14 protein-coding genes are annotated in these 13,069 nt (G+C 29.7%); 5 read left to right on the top strand and 9 right to left on the bottom strand.

Going from position 1 to position 13,069, the window contains the following annotated elements; translation table 11 throughout:
* Positions 1 to 60 precede the first annotated feature (60 nt).
* The 4 genes from FMM56_RS05220 to FMM56_RS05205 are packed head-to-tail and all read right to left on the bottom strand — an operon-like array spanning position 61 to position 3,270.
* Positions 61 to 864 (bottom strand): metal ABC transporter permease, encoded by an 804-nt coding sequence (locus FMM56_RS05220; protein WP_150207949.1) that lies wholly within the window; start codon positions 862 to 864, stop codon positions 61 to 63.
* Positions 851 to 1,714 carry a metal ABC transporter ATP-binding protein gene (locus FMM56_RS05215; protein WP_150180558.1) on the bottom strand — a complete coding sequence of 288 codons (864 nt, stop codon included), beginning with the start codon at positions 1,712 to 1,714 and terminating at the stop codon, positions 851 to 853. Before FMM56_RS05215 ends, FMM56_RS05220 begins: the two co-directional genes overlap by 14 nt.
* Before the next feature lie 2 nt (positions 1,715 to 1,716).
* Entirely contained in the window at positions 1,717 to 2,574 is an 858-nt protein-coding gene (locus FMM56_RS05210; RefSeq protein WP_150140639.1) for a metal ABC transporter solute-binding protein, Zn/Mn family, read from the bottom strand.
* Between the two features lie 60 nt (positions 2,575 to 2,634).
* Positions 2,635 to 3,270, bottom strand: a complete 636-nt coding sequence (locus tag FMM56_RS05205) for a protein-L-isoaspartate(D-aspartate) O-methyltransferase (RefSeq protein ID WP_150140641.1) — start codon at positions 3,268 to 3,270, stop codon at positions 2,635 to 2,637.
* 90 nt (positions 3,271 to 3,360) lie between these two features.
* Between FMM56_RS05205 and FMM56_RS05200 the strand changes: the two genes are divergently transcribed.
* On the top strand, positions 3,361 to 3,897 hold the full coding sequence (locus FMM56_RS05200; RefSeq protein WP_150180557.1) for a gamma carbonic anhydrase family protein: 537 nt from the start codon (positions 3,361 to 3,363) through the stop codon (positions 3,895 to 3,897).
* Here FMM56_RS05200 and FMM56_RS05195 read toward each other — a convergent pair.
* Complete coding sequence (locus tag FMM56_RS05195; protein WP_150140645.1) at positions 3,892 to 4,902, bottom strand: glycosyltransferase family 9 protein; 1,011 nt, start codon at positions 4,900 to 4,902, stop codon at positions 3,892 to 3,894. The genes FMM56_RS05200 and FMM56_RS05195 overlap by 6 nt on opposite strands.
* Before the next feature lie 12 nt (positions 4,903 to 4,914).
* Complete coding sequence (locus FMM56_RS05190) at positions 4,915 to 5,778, bottom strand: cation diffusion facilitator family transporter (RefSeq protein WP_190318954.1); 864 nt, start codon at positions 5,776 to 5,778, stop codon at positions 4,915 to 4,917.
* Positions 5,779 to 5,995: 217 nt separating this feature from the next.
* Between FMM56_RS05190 and FMM56_RS05185 the strand changes: the two genes are divergently transcribed.
* Both FMM56_RS05185 and FMM56_RS05180 read left to right on the top strand, forming a co-directional pair.
* Entirely contained in the window at positions 5,996 to 6,415 is a 420-nt protein-coding gene (locus FMM56_RS05185; protein ID WP_150140649.1) for a molybdopterin-binding protein, read from the top strand.
* An 86-nt stretch (positions 6,416 to 6,501) separates the two neighbouring features.
* On the top strand, positions 6,502 to 7,791 hold the full coding sequence (locus FMM56_RS05180; protein WP_150140650.1) for an aromatic amino acid transport family protein: 1,290 nt from the start codon (positions 6,502 to 6,504) through the stop codon (positions 7,789 to 7,791).
* Between the two features lie 5 nt (positions 7,792 to 7,796).
* Here FMM56_RS05180 and FMM56_RS05175 read toward each other — a convergent pair whose 3' ends face one another.
* A complete protein-coding gene (locus FMM56_RS05175; RefSeq protein ID WP_150140652.1) occupies positions 7,797 to 8,450 on the bottom strand; it encodes a ThiF family adenylyltransferase in 654 nt (217 codons plus the stop codon).
* Positions 8,443 to 9,231, bottom strand: coding sequence for a 5'/3'-nucleotidase SurE (gene surE, locus FMM56_RS05170; RefSeq protein ID WP_150140814.1), 789 nt, complete (start codon positions 9,229 to 9,231; stop codon positions 8,443 to 8,445). Before surE ends, FMM56_RS05175 begins: the two co-directional genes overlap by 8 nt.
* A 77-nt stretch (positions 9,232 to 9,308) precedes the next feature.
* Here surE and FMM56_RS05165 point away from each other — a divergent pair, with 77 nt between their 5' ends.
* Both FMM56_RS05165 and FMM56_RS05160 read left to right on the top strand, forming a co-directional pair.
* Positions 9,309 to 9,989 (top strand): dUTP diphosphatase, encoded by a 681-nt coding sequence (locus FMM56_RS05165; protein WP_150140653.1) that lies wholly within the window; start codon positions 9,309 to 9,311, stop codon positions 9,987 to 9,989.
* On the top strand, positions 9,986 to 10,699 hold the full coding sequence (locus tag FMM56_RS05160) for an EI24 domain-containing protein (protein ID WP_150140655.1): 714 nt from the start codon (positions 9,986 to 9,988) through the stop codon (positions 10,697 to 10,699). The genes FMM56_RS05165 and FMM56_RS05160 overlap by 4 nt, the downstream gene beginning before the upstream one ends.
* Here the strand turns inward: FMM56_RS05160 and FMM56_RS05155 are convergent.
* On the bottom strand, positions 10,696 to 13,068 hold the full coding sequence (locus FMM56_RS05155; RefSeq protein WP_150140657.1) for a tetratricopeptide repeat protein: 2,373 nt from the start codon (positions 13,066 to 13,068) through the stop codon (positions 10,696 to 10,698). The genes FMM56_RS05160 and FMM56_RS05155 overlap by 4 nt on opposite strands.
* Position 13,069: the final 1 nt, after the last annotated feature.

Raw genomic sequence — 13,069 nt, 5'->3', positions numbered from 1 at the left:
ATTTTTAGCCATAAGATAACAATCTCCAAATAGTAATACATTTTCTTTCATTAAATCTCCTTAATTTTCTTTGAAAAATTTAAATATTATATTGATAAAAAAGCCAATACAAGCAATTATTATAATGCTTGCCCCACTTGCTAAATTTAAATAATAGCTTAAAAATAAGCCTAAAATGCAAAAAATAGCACTAAGAAAAGAGGCTAAAATCATCACTAAGCCTAGTTTTTTTGCAAGATTTTCAGCTATAAAGCTTGGAATACTAAGCAGTGCCATTACTAGTACAATGCCAACTAATCTTATACAAATTACTATACAAAAAGAAAGCATAGCAATTAATAGATAATAAAAAAAAGTTGTCTTTACTCCTTTTAAACTTGCAAATTCCCTATCAAAGCTAAGGGCTTCAAATTGTCTAAAAAAGCATACTAAACATAGGATAATTAAGCTATCAACCCCAAGCATTAGCCATAAATCAGCACTTGAAACGGCTAAGATATTGCCAAATAAATAAGCCATTAAATCAGCATTATAACCAGGGCTTAAATCAATCAGCAAAATTCCAATAGCCATTCCAAACGCCCAAATAACAGCTATAAAACTATCGCTTCTATTTTCAAAACGAAGGGACAAAAAGGCTAGTATAAAGGCTAAAAAAAGGGTAAAAGCACTAACGCTTAGCATTAATGGCAAGGAAAAATAAAGGGCTATGCCAATGCCTCCAAAACTTCCATGCGTTATACCTCCAGCCATTGAAAAAAGGCGATTAATCATAATCAAAACGCCCATAATGCCACAGGCTACACTGACTAAAATAGCAGCAATTATTGCATTTTGAAAAAAGGTAAAGCTAAGAATTTCCATTTTGTTCTCTAAAATTGTGTAAATTTGTAACTATAGGTTTAAAAATTTTACTTTTTAAAATAGTTCTTTTTTGAAATTCCTTTTCGCAAATTTTTTTATCCTTACAGCCTAAATCATCGCATAGACAATTATGTAAACTCATCTCAACATCGCAAAAATGTGAGTGATTTTCATACAAATGCTTTAAAAATACATTTTTATCACTTGCCTTTGTATTAGAATGCAAAAATAATTCTTTGTTTAAATAAGCTACCTTATCGCTATAGGCAAGGACAAAATTTATATCATGGCATACTATTAAAATGCCTATTCCTTTTGTGTGTAAGTCGTTTAATAGTTCAAAAATTTGCAAGGCTGATTTGCTATCTACGCTAGCAGTAGGTTCGTCTAAAATAAGCATCTTGCACTCATCAACCAAGGCCCTTGCTATAAAAACCCTTTGTTTTTGACCTCCACTTAAGGTGTTTATTCTTTTATCCCAAAAATTTTCTAAATTTACTTTTTTAAGGACATCTTTAGCCTTTTCTTTATCTTTTTTAGTATAAAAGCCAAAAATTTTTTTCCCTAAAAGCCCCATTAAAACTATATCAATAACACGAGCAGGGAAATTTTCATTAGCTATAGTATGTTGAGGTACATATCCTATCTCACTTCTTTTAAGCTTATTAAATTTAATACTTTTTTTATCATCAAGTAAACCAAGAATAAGCTTTAAAAGCGTTGATTTACCTGCCCCGTTTGGTCCTATGATAGCCATAAAATCTTTGCTATCATAGCTTAAATTTACATTTTTTAAAATTTCTTCATTATCATAAGCATAACTTAAATTTGAAAGTTCAAAAAATAACACTTTTATTCTTTCAAGCTATTAGCTAAATGTGTTGCTAAACTTAAAAGCTCCTTTTCTAAATCATAAGATAAATGATTAATATAAAGAATTTTCGCACCACATTCTTTAGCTATATTTTGTGCTGCATTTTGTGAAAAGCCAGGTTGCATAAAAATAATCTTTATATTTTCATTTTTTGCTATATTGATTAATCTTTGTAAATCCCTTGGTTTTGGTTCTTTACCCTCTATTTCAACAGGAATTTGTTCTAAATTATATCTTTTTGCAAAATAGCCCCAACTTGGATGATAAACTATAAATTTATTTGATTTAATGCCTGTTAAAAGTGTTTTTATCTTAGAATTTAACTCATCAAGTTCTTTTACAAGGCTGTTTAAATTTTCTTCATACATTTTAGCATTTTGTGGATATTTATTGCTTAGTGCCTTGCTTATATTTGTAGCTTGAATTTTAAGTAAAATAGGGTCAAGCCAGGTATGAATATCTAAATTTTCGTGGTCTTTATGGTCGCTATGTGCTTTATGCTCATGTCTCTCGTGTTTGCTTGACATTAAAGAGATATTTTCTTGCATATCAACTATAAGTAAATTTTTAAAATTATCCTTAAATTTATCTAAAAATACTCTTTCAAATTCTAAGTCTATAGTAAAATAAATATCGCTTTGTTCTAGGGTTTTAATATTGCTTGGTTTAAATTCAAAGCTGTGTTCGTCTATATTTTTAGGGATTATCACATTGATATTTACACTATCTTTGGCGATTTTTTGCACTAAAAAGGCTTGTGGTTCAATGCTTACGCTAATGGTAGGTTTTGCGTATACAAAAAGAAAAGAAAGTAGTAAAAAGAGAAGTTTTTTCATGGTCATTCCTTGTAAAAAAATAGCAAAGATTATAACATAAAAAGATTATAACATAATAAATTAAAAACTTTCCTTGCCATCAAGCACGGGCACAAATAAGCATTCTTCTAAAATTTCTCTTTGTAAAGAGGTACCATTTTTTGTTAGGCGAGTTATAAATTGTCTGTTATCGTGCAAGATTGGGGCTACTAAAATTCCTCTATCGCTTAATTGATCAAGTAAAATTTCAGGTATTTGTTTTGTATAAGCTGAAAATAAAATTCTATCATAAGGGGCATAATTTTTCCAACCATTTTGTCCATCATCAAAGCGTACATTTATGTTGCTATAGCCTAAATCCCTAAAGGTTTGTGCTGCTGTTTTTGCAAGTTTTTCTATCCTTTCAATGCTGAAAACTCGTCTTATAACCTTGCTTAAAATGGCTGCTTGATAGCCACTTCCACAGCCTATTTCTAGCACGCTATCGGCATCTTTAAATTCTAATGCCATAGTCATTTTTGCAACCGTTAAGGGCGAGCTAATCCACTGCGAATTTGCTAGTGGCATAGCATCAAGTCTATAAGCATGTGTTTTAAGAGGAGAAAAAATTTCACGAGGTACCTCGCAAAAGGCGTTAAAAAGGGTTTCGTTTATAAAAATTTGTTGTGAAATTTCTTCTGCCATATTTTTACAACGTTTATATTCAAAAGCATCCATTATTAATTCTCCTTTAAAAAGCCTAATTGTAACTAAAAAAATTAAATTTTTAATCTTATTTTGCTATACTAGCCTTGAAAAGGAGAGTATATGTTGATTAAATTTAAAAAAATTAAGCCTAAAATTGGCAAAAATGTTTTTATAGCAAAGGGTGCTAAGGTTATTGGTAATGTAAGCATTGGTGATGATAGTAGTGTTTGGTTTAACTGCGTTTTAAGAGGGGATGTAAATTTCATTAAAATCGGCAAAAGGACAAATATACAAGATTTAAGCACTATCCATGTCTGGCATAAGGAATTTAACGAAGATGGTAGTATAAAAGGTAATGGCTTTCCTACTATAATAGGCGATGACGTAACCATAGGGCATAATTGCGTAATCCATGCTTGTGTGATTAAAAATCGCGTTTTGGTTGGTATGAATTCAGTTGTTATGGATGATGCTTTGATTGATGATGATAGCATAGTTGGGGCTGGGGCTGTTGTGACAAAGGGAAAGAAATTTCCACCTCGTTCTTTAATACTTGGCAATCCTGCTAAATTAGTTCGCACCTTAAAAGAAGAAGAAGTGGAATTTTTAAAAGAATCAGCTAAAAACTATGTGAGTTTTAAGAATGATTTTTTATAAGGTGCTTAATTTTTCTTCAACCTTTTTTGCAAATGCACTAAAGGTTTTTTTATAATGTTTTTGAAAGCCAGGCTTTACTACCATTTTATCAAAAACTCCATTATAACTTCCCCCTAAAAAATGCCTGGTAGCCTTTGGTCTTATTAAAATAAAGCTCGGAATTTGTAAGATATCACATAAATGAACATTACCTGTATCAATGCTTATAAAATAATCTAACTTGCTTGAGATTGCAACTAAACTAGCAAAAGACTCATCATTTGTAAATACCCTTAAATTTTCACTTTCATCTATATTAAAATTTATACTTTCAAATTTTGCATGCATTAAAATAACAAGAAAATTTTTATGAGTAGAGGCTATATTTTGGGCTAATCTTATCCAATCCCTTATAAAAAAATTAACTCCTTCATTTTGGCTATGATAAGAAAAGCAATTAATGCCTATGATTTTATCGTATTTAATACTATTTAAAAAGCTATCAACTATGCTAAAATCCTTATATATATGTTCTTTAACCTGTGAAAAATCAATATTTTTAATATTTTCATCAAAGTGCTTTTTATCAATCTGCCTTACTAAGCTTAAAATAAATTCGCTTAAATGCTTATTTCTTATAATGCTTGGAAAGGGGGTTTTGAAATTTTTATTGAAAATATTATAAAGATTTGTAAAGCTTATAATTTTTTTAATATTTAAACTTTTAGCTATCTTATCTAAGGTTTTATGCAATGTGGTACTTCTTCTAGGAATAATTAAAATATCACAATTTAGCCCTTTTAATTTTTCATAAAAATCGCCTTCTTTATCACTTTCTATCCCCTTATAACTTACAATCTCATCTACAAAATCTAATTTTATATCCTTAAAATTAGTCCTATACAATAAGCTTAATCTTGCATTAGGGTAAAGTTTTTTAATAGCATATAAGGCTTTCATATATATCATAGAATCACCAAAGCCATAAGCACACATAACTATACTTTTAATATCTTCTTTTTTCATCTTACTTCTTTCTTAAAGCCATTTTTTATCAGCTGTTAAACTTACTAAAAGCCAAATTCTATAACTTGGAATTTCAAGCTGGGATAAAATTTTATCCCTTATTTTATCAAGTTCGCCACCTGAAATTTTCTTACTTGCGTTTGAACTTAAAATATTTACTTCTATCATAAAAAATCGCCCACTTTTTGCTACATGCGTATCATAATCTTCAAATTCATACTCATTACTTAAAGCCTCCATTACCTGTGTAATCTTCTCATCAAGCAAGGGTGGGGCTATCATTATTAAATCCTTTAAATTTGAGATACAAATTCGCATAGGAGTAAAGGATAATATCAAAGAAAGTATAACTAAAAGAGCAGGGTCTATAAATTTACTAAGTGCTAATTCTTGCAAGGGATCCATTATATAAACAGCTCCAAAGGCTAAAATTCCACCCATATATAAAACACAATCTATAAGCCATTCTGCTTTATCTACGCCTATTAATTCTGAGTCTAAAATTTTAGAATAAAAACGTATATAAATATAAATTATAAAACATACCATAAAGGCACAAATTGTATAAATAACGCTTTTTCCAAGGTCTAAGGTATAGCCTCCTTGTATAATGCTTGAAATTCCACTTATAAAGGCATATATGCAAACTATCAATAAAACAAGGCTTTTAAAAAGATTAACAAGGGGTTCAAAGCGAACATAGCCATATTGAAACACGTCATCGTCCTCTTTATAAATAAAACGAGAGGTTAACACACTTAAAAAGCCCAAAGCTACGCTTACAAGGCAGACAAAGCCATCAAAAATAATGGCTGAACTATTTGCAAAAACTCCAAATAAAACGCCAAATATAGCTAAAATTAAGGCAAAATACATAGAAATTTTAAGTACGAATTGTTCTTTTAAGGATTTTGCACTCTTATCTTGTTGTAGGCTTAAAATTTTTTTACGAATTTTTTTACCATAATTTCGGCTAAACAGAATGTATCCTTTAAAATCAAAATTAAGGTATTATACTAAAATTTAGTTAAAATTAAGTCATTTTTCTTTAAAATGAATCATAGTTTATTTTATAAATAAAGAAGGAGAGAATATGCTAAGTTCTAGGAATATTTTAAAGGTAAATGTTAAAAAGCTAAAATCTGATTCTGTTTTAACGCAAGTTAGTGCAAGTCTTGGTGAAAACAAGCTTAGGGCTATTATTACAAGTGAGAGTGCTAAGAGATTAAAACTTTCAAAGGATAAGGCTATTTATTTTATCTTTAAGGCAAGTAGCGTAATTCTTGCTAAGGAAGAATTTAACATTAAAACAAGTGCGGCAAATGAGCTAACAGGTATCATTAGCGAAGTTCGCGAAGGTGCTGTAAATGCTGAAATTGATGTGAAATGTGGGGACTATACAATAGTAGCTATTATTACCATGCAATCTTTGCAAGATCTTGCTTTAAAACAAGGCGATAAGGTAAGTTGCCTAATTAAAGCAAACAATGTCATAGTAGGCGTTGATAAATAATTTATAAGCTACAATTTTGTAGCTTATAAATTAATTTTAAATCGTTACAATTTTTGCTTCTATTATTTAAAAACAAGGTTTTATTAATGAATAAATGGACTTCTTTTGATACTCGTTGGGTGCTTTCTTTGTTTGGTACTGCTGTTGGGGCTGGAATTTTATATTTACCTATTAGAGCTGGTGGGGGAGGTTTTTGGCCAGTTGTTGTAATGTGTTTTCTTATCTTTCCTCTTGTATTTTTAAGCCATAGGGCATTATCTCGCTTTGTAGCACAAGCAAATGGGAGCGAAAAAGATATAACTCACGCAGCCGAGGAGTATTTTGGTTTTAAGACTAGTATTTTTATTTCTATCTTGTATTTTTTTGCTATTTTTCCTATATGTTTGGCATATTGTGTGGGTATTACAAATACCTTTGAAAGCTTTATTTATCATCAATTACTACCACTCTTAGATACAAATTTTGCAAATTTCATAAATCAAGCTTATATTAGCACCGATAAAGGAATGGTACTGCTTCCTTTTTATAGGGCTTTGCTAGTATTTATTTTGGTAAGTATTTTTATGCTTATCATGCTTTTTAGCGAAGAATTTATCACAAAGGTTTGTGAATGGCTTGTTTATCCTTTATGCTTTGTTTTATTTGTTTTTTCTTTGTATTTAATACCACAATGGAATTTATCAAGTCTAGTAAATGTGCCAAATTTTAAAGATTTTATTATAGTAGTATGGCTAACTCTGCCCGTGCTTGTTTTTGCCTTTAATCACTCTCCTGCTATTTCAACCTTTTCTTTAAGCGTTAAAAGAAAATACGATGATTATGATAAAAAATCAAGTCAAATTCTTTTTAATACCTCTGCTATGCTTTTAGTTTTTGTAATGTTTTTTGTATTTTCATCTGTTTTATCATTAAGTCCACAAGAACTTCAAATGGCAAGGGTCCAAAATATCCCTGTTTTATCATATTTTGCAAATAAGCTCGATAATGCCTTTATTTCCTATGGAGGTCCCTTAGTAGCCTTTTTAGCTATTTCAAGTTCTTTTTTTGGTCATTATTTTGGGGCTAGAGAAGGGGCTTATGGAATTGTTAGAAAATGCGTAAAACTTAGTGGTAAAAATCCAAATTTAAAATTTATTTCTATAAGTTGTACTAGCTTAATGTATGTGATTATGCTTTTGGTTGGCTATTATAATCCTAGTGTTTTAGGCTTTATAGAAAATTTAGGTGGTCCAATCATTGCAGCGATTTTATTTTTAATGCCTATAATTGCTATATATTCTGTTTCAAAACTTAAAAAATTCCAAAACAAAGCCCTTGATGGCTTTGTTTTCATAATGGGAATTTTAACCATTGTAACGGTTATTTATGTTTTTTAGTGAATTTAAAATTTTAATAGAATTTTTTTAAGTCCTAAGCTAGAAAGTGTTAAACCAAAGGTTGCAGTTACTCCCATGAAAGAACCTAAATCCTTGCAAAGTGGTTCTTCATCTGAAAAAACTACGTCAAAATCGCCTATAAAGCCACTTTTTCTAAGTTCATAACGAAATTTTTTAGCTAAGGCATCGCCATGAGTTTTAAAGATACTAGCTATTTTTACGCGAGTTGGGTCAATCTTTCTAGCCCCTCCAGTTGAAGAAATAAAAATTTGCTTTGAAAAATCAACGCTATTTACTAAAGCAATCTTAGCAGGTATATCATCAATGGCATCTATGATTAAGTCAAAATCATTTAGATTAAAATTTGCTAAAAATTCAGTATTAATCTTAGCATTTAAGCCCTTTATATTATATTTTTTAATAAAAACGTCTACTTTGGTTTCTCCTAAATATTCGCTATGAATTTGGCGATTTTGATTGGTTATTTCAAAGCTATCACTATCAATTACAAAAATATTATTTACCCCGCTTCTAAACAAAGAATCAACGCACATGCCACCAACGCCACCAAGTCCACAAACTAGCACCCTTATATTATTTAATTTTTCAAAATTACTCTCACCTATAAGCCATTTTATACGCGTATATCTATCATACATTTTTATCTCCTTTTAACCATAAACTAACTTCTTTTAGTCTTTGATAAGCTGTTAAATCAAGCATAATAGGTGTTATAGTAGCATAACCCTTTTTTAAAAGTGCTAAATCACAATTCTTATCCGGTTCAAAATCAAAATCAGCAACACAAAGCCAAAAATACTCAACCCCTCTAGGATTAATATTAGAACTTGCCTTATAATTATAAACCCTTTTTGCTACCTTGCATACTTTCATGCCCTTAAATTCTGTCTTTGGTGAGGGGAAATTTACATTTAAAAATTCCTTCTCACCTAATGGAAAACCACTTTTTTCAATCTTTTTTATTAAATATTTTGTAATCTTTAAGGCATTGTCAAAATTTAGTTTTTCTATATTTTCATTTTTTTTATAAAATTGCGATAAGGCTATGCTTGGAATTCCTTGCAAAACGCCCTCCATAGCACCAGCACAAGTACCAGAATAAGTAATATCCTCTCCTATATTTGCCCCCTTATTAATACCACTTATGATTAAATCGGGCAAACGCGTTTTATATAAGGCATGTAAGGCTAGATAAATACAATCAGCAGGGGTTCCATCATCAAGCTTATAAAAACGTTTTGCAACCTTGATAAATTTTAAAGGTTTTGTAAGGGTTATAGAATGAGAACAAGCCGATTTTTCACTAGCAGGGGCGACAATGGTGGTTTTTGCCTTAAATTCCTTTTTAAGCATTTTAACAAGCTTTTTAAGACCTATGCTTTCATAGCCATCATCGTTTGTAATAAGTATTTCTTTGATTTTCATATTATTCCTTTATTAAAATTATACAAAAAATTAGTTATAATAAGTCTTTCAAAAGTTAAAAAGGATAAAAAGTGCAAAATACGCAAATTCTAGTAAGCATGTTAAAACTTCAACAAAAATTAAACGATGAAACAAATGGGATAGGTTGGGAAAATGGCTATACAAAAGAAGGTAAGCTTATTAGTTTTAGAAGGTGCGTTTATATGGAATGTGCCGAGTTAATCGACTCTTTTGCGTGGAAGCATTGGAAAAATATAAACGCCCCTGTTAATTGGGAAAATGTACGTATTGAGATAGTGGATATTTGGCATTTTATAATGAGTTTGATTTTAGAAGAAAGTAAGGATAAAAATTTTGATTTTTTAGCCATGCAAATTTCAACCCTGCGTCCTTTTATGGATTTTTGCAAGGAAGAAAATAATCCTAATGAAAGCAATGTTTATGCGATTTTAAATGATATAGAACTAATCATTCATAAGTGTAGTGGCTTTGGTTTTGATTTAGAAGAACTTTTATCAGCATACTTTACCCTAGCTATAAAATGTGGTTTAAATTTGTATAGTCTATATAAAATTTATATAGGCAAAAATGTCTTAAATGCCTTTCGTCAAAACCATGGCTACAAAGAAAATAAATATATTAAAAACTGGAATGGTAAAGAAGATAACGAGGTTTTAAGTGAAATTTTAAATCAAGAATTAGAATACGATGAAATTTATAAACAGCTAGAAGAAATTTATAAAAAATTATGAGTGAAATTTTAAAACTTTCAATAAGCGATTCTTTAAGCAAACAATTTTTAAAATTCTCGCTTTTACCCTTATTTTTTAGCTTTGTTTTATTTATCTTGCTTTGTTATTTTGGCTTTTCAAGCTTGTTTGATTATTTTGATGAATTTTTTAGTGGTTTAGAAGAAGGTAGTTTTTTTGCTTGGCTTTATAGCCTTGCCTTTGTACATGTTTTAATAGTGATATTTAGCTTTTTACTATCATCTTTTGTAGTAATTATTGTATCTGTATTTTTTTCTATGTTTATAGTATCTTTTTTAACGCCCTTTATAGTTGCTAGTATTAATAAAAAACACTATCATTATAAGCAAATAAATTCTGTAAATTTTTTCAAAATTATCCTTAAAATTATTTGGATTTTTGTTAAATTTATCTTTTTATTTGGTGTGGCTAGTTTTTTGCTACTTTTTCCCTTTGTGAATTTATTTATTTATAATGTGGTGTTTTACTATCTTTTTCATAAGCTTTTAATGCTTGATGTTGCAAGTTGTGTTTTAGATAAAGATAATTTTGAAAATTTCTATGCTAAAACTAGTCCTATTGAGTTTAAATTTGCTACCTTAATTTTTTATATAATTGCTTGCATACCAGTATGTGGGCTTATCTTTCAAGTATTTTTTGTAATCTTTCTAACTCATCTTTTTTATCAAAGAATATTAAAATTAAAAGCTTAATTTTGCTGACTTAAAAGCTGATTTTTATCAATGCACAAACTTTGCCAATTTGAAGTAGCATTTACTTCCATACATTGTTTAAGGCTTTCATTAAGCCCGTTTATATTGCCTAAGGCTTCATAAGCTAGACTTTGAGTATATAATGCCCTGGCCCTATCTTCTGGTGATAATTTTAATTTTAATAAATCCTTTAAGACCTCAAGAGCTAATTCGTTTTGCGAACTTTCTTTTAAGGCTTCAAGATATAAGAATTCTAAAGTAGGACTAAATAAATTTATGCCTCTTAAATTTTGGTAATCAATAGCCTTTGGGGCATAGGTTAAAATAGTAGTTTGCATATTATTATCCTTTGCAAAGCTAAGCAAAGAATCATAGGCTTCAACCATATTAAAATTCATAGGATAGCTTTCTAAAATGCGTAAAATTTTTATAGCCTCGTTATACTCATTCATCTTTAAAAGCGAAACAAATTGTATATAATAGGCCTTAAAATTTTCTTCTTCACTCTTTAAAAGCCTTGAACTTGCTATGTCTTGTCCTATTTTAATGCTAGATTTATAATCTTTATTATCATACAAAATATAAGCCTTTTTAAGCCCATAATAAATAAGGTCATCGTTCAAATTTGTATCAGCATACTTTAAAGCCTCGTTTATCTTAGAAGTCCTTTCTAAGCATTCAAACATTTTCTTTTTATCATTGATTTTTTGCCCTATATTATAACTTGCAAAATCATCAAAAACAGCCACAGCTTTTAAACACTCATCATCTTTTAAGTCATTATTTAAAGCATTTATAGCAGCTTCTTCTAAAAGCTTAGCAGAATCATTAAGCCCTGCTTGTTCAATCTGGTCTTTATAGTCTAAAATAGCATTAAAATTACCCTCGTCATAATAAAGCTTCATATCCTCATCAAGTGCTTGTTTAGCTATGTTTTCATCTTCTGTTTGATATTGTTTTATTAGGGCTTGATAACGTTGGTGTAAATAACTTGCGTTATTATCTTTAAGGCTTAAAAATACTTCATCATTTGCCTTATGAATTTCACCTAAAAACGCCCCGTCTACAAATTCATTTAAATATAAATCAATATATTTTTTAGCATCAACCCCTCTTGAAGTGTGGCTTAGGGCTAGGGCTAAGTCTTTTAAGGTATGTTCGTAATTTTCATCAATCCTAGGCATTTTTTTAAAGACACTTTCATAAATCACAGCACTTTCATCGTAAAGCTTTTGTTGATATAAAATTCTTGCAAGTTCTAAGGACCTTGTTATATCTTCTCCAAAATAATTAGGGTTTGCTCTAAAAATAGTGTTTATATAAGTAAGTGCACCTTGAGTATTGTTATTAGCTAGTAAATCCCTAGCCAAAGACATAGCAGCCTTTGCTGCAAGGTGTAAATTTGCAGTATTATAATAAATATCTTCATAAATTTGCATGGCCTTTGGTTTTTCACCTAAATTATAAATATAATCAGCAAATTCAAGCCTTGAAAGTTCGGTAAAATAACTATCGCTTTGTTCATTTTCTAAAATAGACATGGTATAATCAACATCAGCCCTTTGGGCTAAGGACATATAAGTTTTTAACATGATATGCAAAATTTCAGGAAAATGCCTATCGCTTGTATAGGTCCTAGTCCAGTTTTTAGCATCATTTATCATGCTTTCTAAAACTTGTTGGTCACGCATTTCTATATTGTTATTATAAATTTTATCTTGTGCCCTAAGCTTATAAAGTATAAACTCACTCATAAAAATACTATTTACATAACGAATAATAGCATTAGCACTATCAGTTGCAACTTGGGCATAATTTCCCTTATCATATTCTTCTTTAATGCGTAAAAAGGTGTTTATATCAGCACTTTGTGGGATTACTACGGGATCTGAGTTTAAATCAAGTGCACCAACATAAGGCATGCTTTGGTGAGGAAAATCTATACTAAAATTTAAGCCATCAACTTCTTTTGCCTTTATAATATCCTTTGAAAATAAAAAAGTAAAGCCTTTTGATTTATGTGTAGTAGAAAGACTAAGTTCTTTATCTAAATAAATATTTTGAGATAATTCAAAAAGTCGGGCTGGAATTTTTGGGTAAATAATTAATCTTATTTTTTGTTCTTCTTTTATAAATTTTAAATCAAAGTTATCAAAACTTTTATCTTTTAATTCATTATCAAGTGAGCCTGGAATTTCGCACTCAAAATGCATTTTTGCATCAATAATGATAGATTTACAAGTAAATTCTTGGTCATTTTTTGCATGTAACACGGCAAAGGCTTGATTATTTTCGCGTCCAGTATTTAAAATAAGTTCAAAGCTGCATAGCCAAGAAAGGCTGATTAAGCATAATAATAAAATTCTCATA

Origin of the sequence: Campylobacter sp. LR264d, from assembly GCF_008633895.1 — a bacterium.
GTDB lineage: Bacteria > Campylobacterota > Campylobacteria > Campylobacterales > Campylobacteraceae > Campylobacter_D.
This window is presented reverse-complemented; position numbering and strand designations above follow the sequence as displayed.

Bases quoted from the DNA above. Each gene is read 5' to 3' on its own strand.
- FMM56_RS05220 (WP_150207949.1), bottom strand. From the start codon at position 864: ATGGAAATTCTTAGCTTTACCTTTTTTCAAAATGCAATAATTGCTGCT.
- FMM56_RS05210 (WP_150140639.1), bottom strand. From the start codon at position 2,574: ATGAAAAAACTTCTCTTTTTACTACTTTCTTTTCTTTTTGTATACGCA.
- FMM56_RS05205 (WP_150140641.1), bottom strand. From the start codon at position 3,270: ATGGATGCTTTTGAATATAAACGTTGTAAAAATATGGCAGAAGAAATT.
- FMM56_RS05200 (WP_150180557.1), top strand. From the start codon at position 3,361: ATGTTGATTAAATTTAAAAAAATTAAGCCTAAAATTGGCAAAAATGTT.
- FMM56_RS05195 (WP_150140645.1), bottom strand. From the start codon at position 4,902: ATGAAAAAAGAAGATATTAAAAGTATAGTTATGTGTGCTTATGGCTTT.
- FMM56_RS05190 (WP_190318954.1), bottom strand. From the start codon at position 5,778: ATGTATTTTGCCTTAATTTTAGCTATATTTGGCGTTTTATTTGGAGTT.
- FMM56_RS05185 (WP_150140649.1), top strand. From the start codon at position 5,996: ATGCTAAGTTCTAGGAATATTTTAAAGGTAAATGTTAAAAAGCTAAAA.
- FMM56_RS05180 (WP_150140650.1), top strand. From the start codon at position 6,502: ATGAATAAATGGACTTCTTTTGATACTCGTTGGGTGCTTTCTTTGTTT.
- FMM56_RS05175 (WP_150140652.1), bottom strand. From the start codon at position 8,450: ATGTATGATAGATATACGCGTATAAAATGGCTTATAGGTGAGAGTAAT.
- FMM56_RS05160 (WP_150140655.1), top strand. From the start codon at position 9,986: ATGAGTGAAATTTTAAAACTTTCAATAAGCGATTCTTTAAGCAAACAA.
- FMM56_RS05155 (WP_150140657.1), bottom strand. From the start codon at position 13,068: ATGAGAATTTTATTATTATGCTTAATCAGCCTTTCTTGGCTATGCAGC.